7 protein-coding genes and 2 pseudogenes are annotated in these 14,090 nt (G+C 66.8%); 6 read left to right on the forward strand and 3 right to left on the reverse strand.

Features of this window, described 5'->3' with window-relative positions; translation table 11 throughout:
- Positions 1 to 10: 10 nt before the first annotated feature.
- Positions 11 to 1,872, reverse strand: a pseudogene (locus ACZK2V_RS18110) (ABC-F family ATP-binding cassette domain-containing protein).
- Between the two features lie 336 nt (positions 1,873 to 2,208).
- Here ACZK2V_RS18110 and ACZK2V_RS18115 point away from each other — a divergent pair.
- A complete protein-coding gene (locus ACZK2V_RS18115; protein WP_486322640.1) occupies positions 2,209 to 4,596 on the forward strand; it encodes a TonB-dependent receptor plug domain-containing protein in 2,388 nt (795 codons plus the stop codon).
- Between the two features lie 256 nt (positions 4,597 to 4,852).
- The gene (ybaL, locus tag ACZK2V_RS18120; protein ID WP_107431474.1) at positions 4,853 to 6,550 is read left to right on the forward strand and encodes a YbaL family putative K(+) efflux transporter; all 1,698 of its coding nucleotides are present in this window, start codon (positions 4,853 to 4,855) and stop codon (positions 6,548 to 6,550) included.
- Positions 6,551 to 6,947: 397 nt separating this feature from the next.
- Here the strand turns inward: ybaL and ACZK2V_RS18125 are convergent, their stop codons facing one another.
- Positions 6,948 to 8,234 (reverse strand): O-acetylhomoserine aminocarboxypropyltransferase/cysteine synthase family protein, encoded by a 1,287-nt coding sequence (locus ACZK2V_RS18125; protein ID WP_032128543.1) that lies wholly within the window; start codon positions 8,232 to 8,234, stop codon positions 6,948 to 6,950.
- 183 nt (positions 8,235 to 8,417) lie between these two features.
- On the opposite strand from ACZK2V_RS18125, the gene ACZK2V_RS18130 reads away from it, so the two are divergent.
- The 4 genes from ACZK2V_RS18130 to ACZK2V_RS18145 all read left to right on the forward strand — a co-directional run bounded on the left by ACZK2V_RS18130 (position 8,418) and on the right by ACZK2V_RS18145 (position 11,384).
- Positions 8,418 to 9,155, forward strand: a complete 738-nt coding sequence (locus tag ACZK2V_RS18130) for a winged helix-turn-helix domain-containing protein (RefSeq protein WP_134951174.1) — start codon at positions 8,418 to 8,420, stop codon at positions 9,153 to 9,155.
- Complete coding sequence (locus ACZK2V_RS18135; protein ID WP_486322641.1) at positions 9,152 to 9,871, forward strand: sensor histidine kinase; 720 nt, start codon at positions 9,152 to 9,154, stop codon at positions 9,869 to 9,871. The genes ACZK2V_RS18130 and ACZK2V_RS18135 overlap by 4 nt, the downstream gene beginning before the upstream one ends.
- Positions 9,834 to 10,469: an ATP-binding protein gene (locus ACZK2V_RS18140; protein ID WP_486323337.1), complete on the forward strand. Its 636-nt coding sequence runs from the start codon at positions 9,834 to 9,836 to the stop codon at positions 10,467 to 10,469. The genes ACZK2V_RS18135 and ACZK2V_RS18140 overlap by 38 nt, the downstream gene beginning before the upstream one ends.
- Positions 10,470 to 10,583: 114 nt before the next feature.
- Positions 10,584 to 11,384, forward strand: a complete 801-nt coding sequence (locus ACZK2V_RS18145; RefSeq protein WP_005414289.1) for a MipA/OmpV family protein — start codon at positions 10,584 to 10,586, stop codon at positions 11,382 to 11,384.
- A 72-nt stretch (positions 11,385 to 11,456) separates the two neighbouring features.
- On the opposite strand, the pseudogene clpB reads toward ACZK2V_RS18145, so the two are convergent.
- Positions 11,457 to 14,038: pseudogene (clpB, locus tag ACZK2V_RS18150) on the reverse strand (ATP-dependent chaperone ClpB).
- Between the last annotated feature and the right edge of the window lie 52 nt (positions 14,039 to 14,090).

Genomic DNA, 14,090 nt, shown 5'->3' on the forward strand with positions numbered 1-14,090 from the left:
GCACTACCGGTCAGGACTCCAGCAGCTCCATCCACGCCGCTTCGGCCTTTTCCAGCTGGGCGGCGGCGGTTTCGCGGTCACGACCAATCACCGCCATGCGGGTGGCATCGGCGTAGTTGGCCGGATCGGCCAACTGGCGGTCCAGCTCGGCCAGCGCGCCTTCCAGCTCGGCCACCTTGGCCTCGGCGGCGGCCAGCTTGTGCGGATTCACCGGCTTCTTCTGCACCACCTGCGCCACCGGGGCGGTCTTGACCACCACCGGCTCTTCCACCTGCTCCATGCGCGCCTTGGTGCCCTGCGCCTGCGGACGGGTGCGCAGCCACGCGGCATACGCATCCAGGTCGCCATCGAACGGCTCGACCACGCCATCGGCCACGCGCCAGTAGGTATCACAGACCAGGCCGATCAGGTGGCGGTCATGCGAGACCATCACGATCGCGCCTTCGAAGGTGGCCAGTGCTTCGGCCAGCGCTTCGCGCATTTCCAGGTCAAGGTGGTTGGTCGGTTCGTCCAGCAACAGCACGTTCGGCTGCTGCCAGGCGATCAGCGCCAGCGCCAGGCGCGCGCGCTCGCCGCCGGAGAAACCATCGACCGGCTCGAATGCACGGTCGCCGGGGAAGTTCCACTTGCCGAGAAAATCGCGGAACGACTGGTTCGGTGCGTCCGGGGCGATCTCGCGGAAGTGCTCCATCGGCGACTGGCCTTCGTGCAGCGACTCCACCGTATGCTGGGCGAAGTAGCCGATCTTCAGGTCAGGGTGCGCCATGCGCTCGCCGACGATCGGTGCCAGCTCGCCCACCAGGGTCTTCACCAGGGTGGTCTTGCCGGCACCGTTCGGGCCGAGCAGGCCAATGCGCTGGCCCGCTTCCAGTCCGAAGCCGACGTTGTGCAGGATCACCGCGTCGTTGCCATAGCCAGCCTCGACGTGGTTCAGGCGGATCAGCGAGAACGGCAGCTTGGCCGGCGGCGCGAACTCGATGCGGAACTCGCGCTCGGCGCGCACCGCTTCGGTGCCGGCCAGCTTGGCCAGGCGCTTCATGCGGCTCTGCGCCTGCGCGGCCTTGCTGGCCTGCGCCTTGAAGCGGTCGATGAAGCTCTGCAGGTGGGCACGCTCGGCCTGTTCCTTCTCGTGCGCGATCTGCTGCTGGCGCAGCTGTTCGGCGCGCTGGCGCTCGAAATCGGTATAACCGCCCGGGTAGAGCTTGGCGCCGCCGCCGTGCAGGTGCAGGGTGTGGGTGGCCACGTTGTCGAGGAACTCGCGGTCATGCGAGATCAACAGCAGGGTGCCGGGGTACTTCAGCAGCCACTGCTCCAGCCAGTACACCGCGTCCAGGTCCAGGTGGTTGGTCGGTTCGTCCAGCAGCAGCAGGTCACTGGGCATCATCAACGCGCGGGCCAGGTTCAGGCGTACGCGCCAGCCGCCGGAGAACGAGGACACCGCGCGGTGGTGGGTCTCGGCCGGGAAACCGAGGCCGTGCAGCAGCTTGCCGGCGCGCCTCGGCGTCGTAGGCCCCCATCTCGGCCATCTTCGTGTGCGCGTTGGCCACCGCCTCCCAGTCTTCGCGCGGTTGCTTCAGCCTCTTCAGCCAGTACCGCAGCCACATCGGTATCCCCGCCCAGCACAAAGCTCAGCGCCGGGTCTGGCAGCGACGGGGTTTCCTGGGCGACGCTGGCGATGCGCACCTTGCCGGGCAGATCGACATCGCCCTTGTCCGCCTCCAGCTCGCCCTTCACCGCCGCGAACAGGCTGGACTTGCCAGCACCGTTGCGGCCGACCACACCCACCCGGTAACCGGCGTGCAGGGTCAGGTCGACATTGGACAACAGCAGCCGCTCGCCGCGGCGCAAGGCGAAATTACGAAGGGAAATCATCGGGGGAGGCGTCCATATAACCAGATGGAATGTGCTGGTGAGCACTGTTCCTGCGACGCAATTCTAGCGTTAACGAATACTTGACGCGTCCCGGGATGCGCGGCGGCCGGCGTTCCTCTCTCCCACGTCCTTGCCGCGCGCGTCCCGGGCTCCCTCCCCCGCCAGTGCCGATCCGGGCTAAATGGTTGCTGCTGCAACGTTTTTTCCGATGACCGGCATTTGACACGCACTGAATATCCCGTTAATTCCTGCTTTGCGCACCGCAACAACCGCCGTCCGCCTCACCCCCGTGATGTCGATTCCGGTGCCGCCCCCGCCAACCGGAGCTCCGTCCCGATGACCCGCAAGACCAGCCTGATCGCCGCCGCCGTCGCTGTCGCACTCGGTGGCTCTCCGTTCGTTGCCGCTGCCCAGCAGGCCGGCACCGCCGCCAACACCCTGGACACGGTGATCGTCACCGGCACCCGCGTGGCCGACCGCACCGTCGCCGAATCGCAGTCGCCGATCGACATCATCACCCCAGAAGCCCTGCAGTCCACTGGCACCAGCGAGCTGGCCACCGCACTGTCGCGCGCCCTGCCCTCACTGAACTTCCCGCGCCCGGCGCTGACCGATGGCACCAGCGGCGTGCGCCCGGCGCAGCTGCGCGGCCTGTCACCGGACCAGGTGCTGGTGCTGGTCGACGGCAAGCGCCGCCACACCTCGGCGATGATCAACGTCAACGGCAGCATCGGCCGTGGTTCGTCGGCGGTGGACATCAATGCGATCCCGATCGCCGCCATCGAGCGCGTGGAAGTGCTGCGCGACGGTGCGTCGGCGCAGTACGGCTCGGACGCCATCGCCGGCGTCATCAACATCGTGCTCAAGGGCAGCGGCAGTGGCGGCAGCCTGGCGGTGGACTACGGCCAGTACTCGGCCGGTGACGGCAACAAGTACCAGCTCTCCGGCGATACCGGCGTCGAGTTCGGCAACGGCCGTGGTCGCGTGCACGTGGCTGGCCAGACCAGCCAGCAGGACGAGAGCAACCGCGCCGGCCCGTACCGCGGCACCACCCCGAACACCGGCAACTTCCCGAGCATCGGCCAGAAGACCTTCATCGTCGGCGACCCGCGCGTGGATGCGACTGCGGCTTCGGTCAACGCCAGCTTCGATTTCAGCGACCGCGTGACCGGCTACGCCAGCGCGCTGCTCAGCAACCGCGACATCACCTCGTTCGCGTTCTACCGCTCGCGCAACCACAGCGGGCAGAGCGCGCTGCTGGCGCAGACCTACCCGGACGGCTTCGTGCCGGAGATCAACCAGTACTCCAAGGACCGCTCGCTGGTGGCCGGGGTCAAGGGCAACACCGACAACGGCTGGACCTGGGACCTGAGCCTGAACCACGGCGAGAACACCCTCGACTTCCACACCCGCAACAGCATCAACTACAGCCTCGGCGCAACCAGCCCGCGCTCGTTCTACGACGGCACGCTGAAGTACCAGCAGGACATCTTCAATGCCGACCTGACCAAGTCGCTGGACTGGGGCCTGGCCTACCCGGTCACGCTGTCCTTCGGCGGTGAGTACCGCAAGGAAAAGTGGGACCAGAAGCCGGGCGAGCTGAACTCGTACACCGGCAGTGGCGCGCAGGGCTTCGGTGGCTTCACCCCGACCAATGAAGTGCATGCCGACCGCCACAACTACGCGGTCTATGCGGGTCTGGAAGCGGACCTGACCGAGAAGTTCTCGGCCGGCATCACCGGCCGCTACGAGGATTACTCGGACTTCGGCGACCGCTTCTCCGGCAAGCTGTCGGCGCGCTACGCGTTCACCGACAAGGTTGCGCTGCGGGCCACCGCGTCCAGCGGATTCCGCGCACCGTCGCTGGCGCAGCAGGGCTACCAGGCGGTCACCAGCCAGTTCCTCAACGGCGTGTTCGTCGAGCGCGGCACCTTCCCCACCACCAGCCCGGCTGCGCAGGCGCTGGGCGCCTCGCCGCTGAAGGCCGAGACCTCCACCTCCTACAGCCTGGGCCTGGTGCTGCAGCCGGTCGACCGCCTGTACATCACCGTCGACGCCTACCAGATCGACATCGATGACCGCATCGCATTGTCGTCCAGCATCACCACCAACGCCGCCACCAGCGCGCTGCTGGGCACGCTGGGCCTGCCGCAGGTGACCGCGTTCTCGTACTTCACCAACGGCCTGGATACGCGCACCCGTGGTGTCGATTTCGTGTCCAGCTACACGGTGCCCTTCAGCGCCAGCAGCCTGGAACTGACCGCCGCGTACAGCTACAACGACACCGAAGTGCGCCGCGTCGGCGGCACCCCGGCGGTGTTCGGCACGCTGGGCCTGACCCAGTCGCTGATCGGCCGCGATGAGATCGGCCGCATCGAGGACAGCTATCCGCGCGACAAGGCGATCCTGAGCGGCACCTGGCGTTCGGACCACTGGGAACTGGGCCTGGCCGCGACCCGCTACGGCAAATTCACCGTGCGCAACTCGGCCACCGCACTGCGCGACCAGACCTATGGCGACGCCTGGGTGGTGGATGCCTCGGCCAGCTACAAGCCGAGCAGCAACTGGACCCTGACCGTGGGCGCCGACAACCTGCTGGACAAGTACCCGGACCGCACCGAAGACCTGCAGAACTCCACCTTCGGCATGCTGCCGTACAGCAACTACTCGCCGTTCGGCTTCAACGGCGCGTATGTGTACGGGCGGATCAAGTACACCTGGTAAGCGGTATTGGTAGCGCCGGGCCATACCCAGCGCCGCTCTGGTAGTGCCGGCCGCTGGCCGGCATCCCCTTGCCGCATCTGGAGGAGAGCCCCTTCTTGTTGAAGGGGCGCGCCGAAGGCGGGGGTAGAGGAGAAATGCGCAGGCAAACCCAGGGGGCAGGTGCCTTCCCTGCGGGAAGGGATTTGCCCCCTGGGTTTGCCGCATTTGGCGCATTAGGTGAAAATCGGGGCATCCCCCCGATTTCCTGCGAGTGCCGATGCACCATGACACCGACCTGATCAACATCGTTGCCGTTGGCCTCGGGCTCGCCTTCATCTTCGGCGCGCTGGCCAACAAGCTCCGCTTGTCTCCCCTGGTCGGTTACCTGGTTGCTGGCATCTGCGTAGGCCCGTTCACCCCCGGCTTCGTCGCCGACCAGGCGCTGGCCAACCAGCTGGCCGAGCTGGGCGTGATGCTGCTGATGTTCGGCGTCGGCCTGCACTTCTCGCTGAAGGACCTGATGGCGGTCAAGGCCATCGCCATCCCCGGTGCCATCGGCCAGATCGCGGTCGCTACCCTGCTCGGCTGGGGCGTGGCCTCGCTGATGGGCTGGCCAGCCCTGCATGGCGTCATCTTCGGTTTCTCGCTGGCCACCGCCAGTACCGTGGTGCTGTTGCGGGCGATGGAGGAGCGCCGCCTGCTGGAAACCATGCGCGGCAAGATCGCGGTCGGCTGGCTGATCGTGGAAGACCTTGCCTGTGTGCTGGCGCTGGTGATGATGCCGGTGATGGCCGGTGTGTTCGGCCCCGATGCGGCCAAGGAATCGCACTCGCTGGGCAGCGTGCTGGCCGACATCGGCTGGACCTTCGTGCAGCTGGGCCTGTTCGTGGCGGTGATGCTGGTGGTCGGGCGCCGGGTCATCCCGTGGATCCTCGAGCGTATCGCCGGCACCGGTTCGCGCGAACTGTTCACCCTGTCGGTGCTGGCGATCGCGCTGGGCGTGGCGTTCGGCTCGGCGATGCTGTTCGGCGTCTCGTTCGCGCTGGGCGCGTTCTTCGCCGGCATGCTGCTCAACGAATCGGAGCTGAGCCACAAGGCCGCGCATGATTCGCTGCCGCTGCGCGATGCGTTCGCGGTGCTGTTCTTTGTTTCGGTCGGCATGCTGTTCGACCCCAACATCCTCGTCCAGCACCCGTGGCAGGTGCTGGCCACGGTGCTGATCATCATGTTCGGCAAGTCGGCCGCCGCATTCTTCATCGTGCGCGCGTTCGGCCACCCGACCAGCACTGCGCTGACCATCTCGGCCAGCCTGGCGCAGATCGGCGAATTCGCCTTCATCATCGCCGGCCTCGGCGTCGCGCTGCAGATCCTGCCGAAGGAAGGCCAGTCGCTGGTGCTGGCCGGTGCGCTGGTGTCGATCATGCTCAACCCGCTGGTGTTCGGGCTGCTTGACCGTTGGCAGGCCAAGCAGGAGCAGTCGCCCCAGGCCGCCGAGCCGGAAGAGGCCACCGGTCCCTCGCGTGACCTGCATGACCATGCCATCGTCATTGGTTACGGCCGGGTCGGCAGCGAGCTGGCGCAGGTGCTGCGCGATCGTGGCGTGCCGGTGCTGGTGATCGATGACAACAAGGAGCACGTCGAACAGGCGCACGCCAAGGGCCTGGCGGCGATCCGTGGTAGTGCTGCTGCCGACCGCGTGCTGGCCGAAGCGCATCCGGAACGCGCGAAGATTGCGGTGCTGGCGATTCCTCAGCCGCTGGAAGCCGGTGAGGCGCTGGCCAAGCTGCGTGCGATCAATCCGGATCTGACCCTGCTGGCGCGAGCACACAGCGATGCGGAGGTGAAGCACCTGCTGGAGCATGGTGCCGATGGCACGGTGATGGCCGAGCGTGAGCTGGCGTACTCGCTGGCCGAGATGGTGATGGCCACGCCGCCGTATCGCGGGCTGGGACAGCACAGTATTCCGGTGGTGTGAGGAGTGTGGGTGCGGCAGGGCTTGCAGCCCTGCACCTGCTGAAGCAACGGCAACGACAAAAGCAAAAGCTGGCATTCCGTGGGATGGCGGGGTGGGTCCGGTTGCAGGGGACGCCGTGAATCCGTCCATGGAGGCTCGGTCGCGCCATCCATGGCGCTCACGCCCCTGCAACCGGGCCCACCCTGCCTTCGACAATTACCTGCGGCTGTTGGTAGGTGTCGACCTTGGTCGACACGGCGGTGCATCTGACCCCGGAAACAAAAAAATCCCCGGTCGACCCGCATCGACCGGGGATCTGGATCGCCACGTTGCCATGCCTTGGAGAGGCAGTTCCACCGTAGCGCATCGCGGTGCCGGTGGTGATCGCCTGTGGCGATGACGACCAAGCGTGCGGCTATCAGGCGCCAGCCAGGGCCTGCTCCAGGTCGGCACGCAGGTCGCCGATATGCTCGATGCCGATCGACAGCCGCACGGTGTCCTCGCTGACGCCGGCCTTGGCCAGTTCGGCGGCATCCAGCTGGCGATGGGTGGTCGAGGCGGGATGGGTGGCCAGTGACTTCGCGTCGCCCAGGTTGACCAGCCGGGTGAACAGCTTCAGTGCATCGAGGAAGCGTGCGCCGGCTTCACGGCCGCCCGGCAGGCCGAAGGTCAGTACGCCCGAGCCGTGCCCACCCAGATAGCGTTGCGCGGCGGCATGCTCGGGGTCGTCGGCCAGCCCGGCGTAGCGCACCCAGGCCACCTTTGCGTGTGACTTCAGAAACTGCGCGACAGCCAGCGCGTTGGCGTTGATGCGCTCCATGCGCAGCGCCAGGGTTTCAATGCCCTGCAGGATCAGGAACGCATTGAACGGCGACAGCGCCGCGCCGGTATTGCGTAGCGGCACCACCCGCGCGCGGCCGATGTAGGCCGCCGGCCCCAGCGCTTCGGTATAGACCACGCCGTGGTAGCTGGGGTCGGGCTGGTTGAGCCGTGCGAAGCGCTGGGGTTGTGCAGCCCAGTCGAAGCGGCCGGAATCGACGATCGCGCCACCCAAGCTGTTGCCGTGGCCGCCGAGGTACTTGGTCAGCGAATGCACCACGATGTCGGCGCCGTGCTCGAACGGGCGCAACAGGAACGGGGTGGCCACGGTGTTGTCGACGATCAGCGGCACGCCGGCGGCATGCGCGACCTCGGCGATGGCGGCGATGTCGGTGACGTTGCCACGCGGGTTGCCGATCGATTCGACGAACACGGCCTTCGTGCGTTCATCGATCAGCGCGGCGAACGCGGACGGATCGGCCGGGTCGGCGAAGCGCGCCTGGATGCCGTACTGCGGCAGGGTGTGCGCCAGCAGGTTGAGGCTGCCGCCATACAGCGCACTGGAGGCGACAATGTTGTCGCCGGCCTCGGCGATGGTCTGGATGGCATAGGTGATGGCCGCCTGCCCCGAGGCCAGCGCCAGCGCACCGATGCCGCCTTCCAGCGCAGCCAGGCGCTGCTCCAGTACGTCGGTGGTGGGGTTCATGATGCGCGTGTAGATGTTGCCGGGCACCTTCAGGTCGAACAGATCGGCGCCGTGCTGGGTGTCATCGAAGGCATACGCCACCGTCTGGTAGATCGGCACCGCCACCGCGCGGGTGGTCGGGTCGGGACGGTAGCCGCCATGCACGGCCAGGGTTTCCAGTTGCCACTGCGGGTCGCTCATTGCGCCAGGCTCCATCCGGGGAAACCGCCACCATAGGCCAGCCGGGGCCGGCCGCTGAAAGCCGCTGGCGATGACGCCAGTACCACCGGTTATCAGGTTGGCCACGATTCAGGCAGCCGTCATGGGCCATTGCTAGGCTTCGCCACCGGGCGCCCCTGCCCGGGGCACGGAGGCCCAACGCGCATGCAGCCATCCCCTTGGACACCCACCGCCAGCGGTACGCCGACCCCGGTCCTGCTGGTGGAGGACGACCGCCGCCTGGCAGAGCTGGTCAGCGACTATCTCCACGAACATGGCTTCGCCGTGCAGCATGTGGCCCGTGGCGACCTCGCCGGTGCGGCCTGCCGCCAGCACGCGCCGGAACTGGTGGTGCTGGACCTGATGCTGCCCGGCCTTGGCGGCATCGACGTGTGCCGGCAGATCCGCAGCTTCTCCGATGTGCCGATCCTGATGCTGACGGCCTGCGAGGACGACATCGAGCAGGTGCTCGGCCTGGAATCAGGCGCCGACGACTATGTGCACAAGCCGATCGAGCCGCGCCTGCTGCTGGCCCGCCTGCGCGCCCTGCTGCGCCGCCGCCATGGCAGCAGCAACACCGGCAGCCCCTGCCGCCTGATGCACGGCGAGCTGCTGATCGACCGCATGCAGCGCGAGGTGCATCTGCACGGCCAGCCGGTGGACATGGGCACCACCGAATTCGAGATCCTGTGGCTGCTGGCCAGCCAGCCGGGGCAGATTCTCTCGCGTGACCAGATCCTGCAGGCGGTGCGCGGCATCGGCTTCGACGGGCTGGACCGCAGTGTCGATGTCAGCATCGGCAAGCTTCGCCGCAAGCTGGGCGATGACGCGCGCGAACCGCGGCGGATCAAGACGGTGTGGGGCCGCGGCTACCAGTTCAATCCTTCGTCTTGGTCGGCATGAAGCGGCTGTTCCTGCGCCTGTGGCTGGTGGTCGGCGCGAGCTTCCTGATCACCCTGCTGCTGATCAACGTGATCTTCGATCGCATCTACCTGCCGTTCCAGCAGCGTGTGTTCGCAGAGCAGGTGCGCGGCCAGTTGTATGCATTGCGGCAGGGGTTGGACGGAAAGGACTCCGCCGCCCAGCAGGATCAACTGGCGCAATGGCAACCCCACTATGGCATCGCATTGGCTCTGCTGCCGTCAGCACCGGCCCTCGCGGCCGGCGAACAGGAACAGCTGCAGCGCAACGGGCTCATTTCCCGGCAGAAGTTCGAGATCGTACTGGCGCCGCTTGATCCACTGCATCCCGATGGCCCCTGGCTGCGCCTGCATCTGCCAGGCGAGCCGTCGATGACCCTCTATCTCACCCTGATCGCCTATTCGGTAATGCTGGCCCTGTTCGGGCTGTGCCTGTACGCCTGGGTGCGCCTGCTCTGGCGCGATCTGGACGCGCTGCGCGTGCACGCCGATCGCATCGGTGCCGGCGATCTGCAGGCGCGCGCAGGTTTCGCCACGCTCGCAGATACGCGTCATCGTCGACCATTCCAACCGCATGGCCGCGCGCGTGGCCGAGCTGGTGCAGCGCCAGCGCGACCTGACCCATGCGATCTCCCACGAGCTGCGCACGCCGATCGCGCGCGTGGCCTTCGGCCTGGACCTGATGCAGGACAGCGATGACCGCGAACGCCGCGAACGGCTGGCGCGGGGCCTGCACGGCGATCTGGCCGAACTCAACCGGCTGGTCAGCGAACTGCTGGCTTACGAACGGCTGGAGCATCCCAGCGAGGGCGAGCCGATGCAGCGCATCGAAGCCAACGACTGGCTGCAGGCCTGCCTGGCCGATGCGCGCCGTGATGCCGAACGTGCCGGGGTGGTACTGCGCGTGCAGCCCAGTGCGTTGCCGCGGGTGGATGCCGAACCACGCCTGCTGCAGCTGGCACTCAGCAATCTGGTGGGCAATGCGCTGCGCCATGCGCGTTCGCAGGTGGAAGTCTCGCTGGTCGGTGTCAGCGGCCGCGCCTGCCTGCGTGTGGATGACGACGGTCCCGGCATTGCCGAAGCCGATCGCGAGAAGGTGATGCGCCCGTTCACCCGCCTGGATGACAGCCGCAGCCGCGATACCGGGGGCTTCGGCCTGGGCCTGGCCATCGTCAGCCGCATTGCCGTCCGCCACGGCGGCGAACTTCGCATCAGCCGCGCCACGCTGGGTGGCGCGCATGGAAATGCACTGGCCGCTGGCTGCCAGCTGAACGCCCTTGGGCGCGATTACAGTTGATTACAACTCCCGCACAACTGCGGACGGATCGGTCGCCAGCGTATCGCCACGCTGGCGACCCTGCAGCACTCGCCGGATGCGCGTGCTGCCTTCCTCCCATTGTCGAGAGTTTCCATGTCCCAGCTTCGCCGTTCCCCCGCCCTGCTCTGCCTGGCCCTGTTGCCGCTGTTCGCCGCACCGATCGCCCACGCCAAGGATGACCACTGGACCTTCGAGGTCGCTGCCGGCGGTGGCGTGGCGCCGCGCTACAGCGGCAGCGAGGAGTATCGTGCGACGCCGTCGTTGTCCTTTGATGTCACCTCGCCGGGTGGATGGTTTCTGGGCACCAGTGGCATTGGCTGGGGCACCTCCATCGGCGAGCACACCCGCGTGCGCGCTTATGTCGGCGCCAGCGGCATCCGCAAGGAAAAGGACTCGCTGCTCGGCGGTTCCGACTTCCTGCGCGGCATGGGTGATATCGATACCCGTCCCCTGGTCGGCATCTCGGCTGGTTATACGCTGGGCGAAGCCGTGCTGAGCGGCTCCTGGCAGTTCACCCGCAAGGACGAGGACAAGGCCGAGAACGGCCTGGCCACCCAGCAGATCCATCTGAACCTGAGCATGCCGCTGTTCGACCTGGCCGGCGGCGTGGTCAGCGGCAGCGTGTCCACCGACTACGGCAACCGCGGCTACATGCAGACCTGGTACGGCGTCAGCCCGGAACAGGCGGCACGTACCGGCTTTGCCGAGCACAAGCCAAAGGCCGGCCTGGTCAGTGCCGGTGTCGGCCTGAAGTGGAGCCACCGCGTGGGCCGCAACGGCAACTGGTACATCTCGGCCGAAGGCACGCGCCTGCTCGGTGATGCCGCCGACAGCCCGATCGTGCAGAAGGCGAACCAGTTCGGCTTGATGAGCGGCTATACGCACCGCTTCTGAGTGAGCGCCGGGCATGGCCCGGCCCACTTCGCAGGAAACGGGGCGCTGCGGCCAGGCAGCGCCCCGTGTGAATCACGCTTTGGCGAACACCAGGCGGCCGCCGTCGTTTCCGACTTCGATGGTATCGCCGTTGACGAAAGCACCGGACAGGATCTGCTGCGCCAGCGGATTCTCCAGCTGCGACTGGATTGCACGCTTCAACGGGCGCGCCATAGACCGGATCGAAACCGACGTTGCCGAGCAGGTCGAACGCCGCATCGGACACCAGCAGCTTCAAACCACGTTCGGCCAGGCGCTTTTCCAGCCCACGCATCTGGATGCGCGCGATCTGCTTGATCTGCTGCTTGTCCAGCGGGTGGAACACCACGATGTCGTCCAGGCGATTGATGAACTCCGGGCGGAAGTGCGCCTGCACCACGCCCATCACCGCCGCCTTCATCTGCGTGTAGGCCTCCGGGCTGTCATCAGCGCTCATGTCCTGGATCTGGTGCGAGCCCAGGTTCGAGGTCATCACGATGACGGTGTTGCGGAAGTCCACGGTGCGGCCCTGGCCATCGGTCAGGCGGCCATCGTCCAGCACCTGCAGCAGGATGTTGAACACATCCGGATGCGCCTTCTCCACTTCGTCCAGCAGGATCAGCGAGTACGGACGGCGACGCACGGCCTCGGTCAGGTAGCCACCCTCCTCGTAACCAACGTAGCCCGGGGGCGCACCGATCAGGCGGGCGACGCTGTGCTTCTCCATGAACTCGCTCATGTCGATGCGGATCATCGCGTCGGCACTGTCGAACAGGAACTCGGCCAGCGACTTGCACAGCTCGGTCTTGCCGACGCCGGTCGGGCCGAGGAACAGGAACGAACCGGCCGGGCGATTCGGATCGGACAGGCCCGCACGCGAACGGCGCACGGCATCGGAGACGACCTTGATCGCTTCCTCCTGGCCGACCACGCGGTTGTGCAGCACCTCTTCCATCCGCAGCAGCTTGTCGCGCTCACCTTCGAGCATCTTGTTGACCGGAATGCCGGTCCAGCGCGACACGACCTCGGCGATCTCCTCGTCGGTGACCCGGTCCTGCACCAGCTTGAAGTCCCTGTGTTCGGCTTCCTGCGCAGCGGCCAGCTGCTTTTCCAGCTGCGGCAGCAGGCCGTACTGGATCTCGCTCATCTTGGCGAAATCCTGGCGGCGCTGCGCGGCTTCCAGCTCCAGCTTGGCCTGCTCGACCTGCTCCTTGATCTTGGTCGCACCCTGCAGCGCGGCCTTCTCCGACTTCCAGATTTCATTGAGGTCGGAGAACTCACGCTCCAGCGCATCGATGTCGTTCTCCAGATCGGCCAGGCGCTGCCGCGACGCCTCGTCCTTTTCCTTCTTCAGCATCTCGCGCTGGATCTTCAGCTGGATCACCCGGCGTTCCAGGCGGTCCAGCTCCTCCGGCTTGGAATCGATTTCCATGCGCAGGCGCGAGGCCGCCTCGTCCATCAGATCGATGGCCTTGTCCGGCAGCTGGCGGTCGGTGATGTAGCGGTTGGACAGCGTCGCAGCGGCGACGATGGCCGGGTCGGTGATCTCCACGCCGTGGTGCACCGCGTACTTTTCCTTCAGCCCGCGCAGGATGGAAATGGTGTCTTCCACCGACGGCTCACCCACGAATACCTTCTGGAAGCGGCGCTCCAGCGCGGCATCCTTTTCGATGTACTTGCGGTACTCATCCAGCGTGGTGGCACCGACGCAGTGCAGCTCGCCGCGTGCCAGCGCCGGCTTGAGCATGTTGCCGGCATCCATCGCGCCATCAGCCTTACCCGCACCGACCATGGTGTGCAGCTCATCGATGAACAGGATGATCTGCCCTTCGCTCTTGGCCAGGTCGTTGAGCACGCCCTTGAGGCGTTCCTCGAATTCACCGCGGAACTTGGCACCGGCGATCAGCGCGCCCATGTCCAGCGACAGCACGCGCTTGCCGCGCAGGCCCTCGGGCACTTCGTCGTTGATGATGCGCTGGGCCAGGCCTTCGACGATCGCGGTCTTGCCCACGCCGGGTTCGCCGATCAGCACCGGGTTGTTCTTGGTCCGGCGCTGCAGCACCTGGATGGTGCGGCGGATTTCCTCGTCACGGCCGATCACCGGATCGAGCTTGCCACTCTCGGCGCGCGGTCAGGTCGATGGTGTACTTCTCCAGCGCCTGGCGCTGCTCTTCGGCATTCTCCGACTGCACGTTCTCGCCGCCGCGCAGCTTGTCGATCGCAGCCTGCAGTCGGGTCTTGTCGGCACCGGCAGCGCGCAGCGCCATGCCCAGCGTGCCGCCGTCGTCCAGCGCCGCCAGCACGAACCACTCGCTGGCAATGAAGGCATCGCCGTTCTGCTGGGCCAGCTTGTCGGTCTGGTTGAGCAGGCGCCCCAGGTCATTGCCCATCGAAACGTTGCCGGCTTGGCCGGACACCTTGGGCAGCGCATCCAGCGCCTCGGTCAGGCGCTCGCGCAACACCGGCACGTTCACCCCGGCCTGGGCCAGCAGCGGGCGCGTGCTGCCGCCCTGCTGGTCCAGCAACGCGCTGAACAGGTGAACCGGTTCGATGATGCTGTTGTCGCGGCCCACGGCCAGCGACTGTGCGTCTGCCAGCGCCTGCTGGAAACGCGAGGTGAGCTTGTCCATCCGCATTGCGAATCCTCATCGGTCATCAGGGCCGGCCCGCGCCGGCGATGCTGGAAAG

The organism is Stenotrophomonas sp. 93052_Sma, assembly GCF_056481145.1.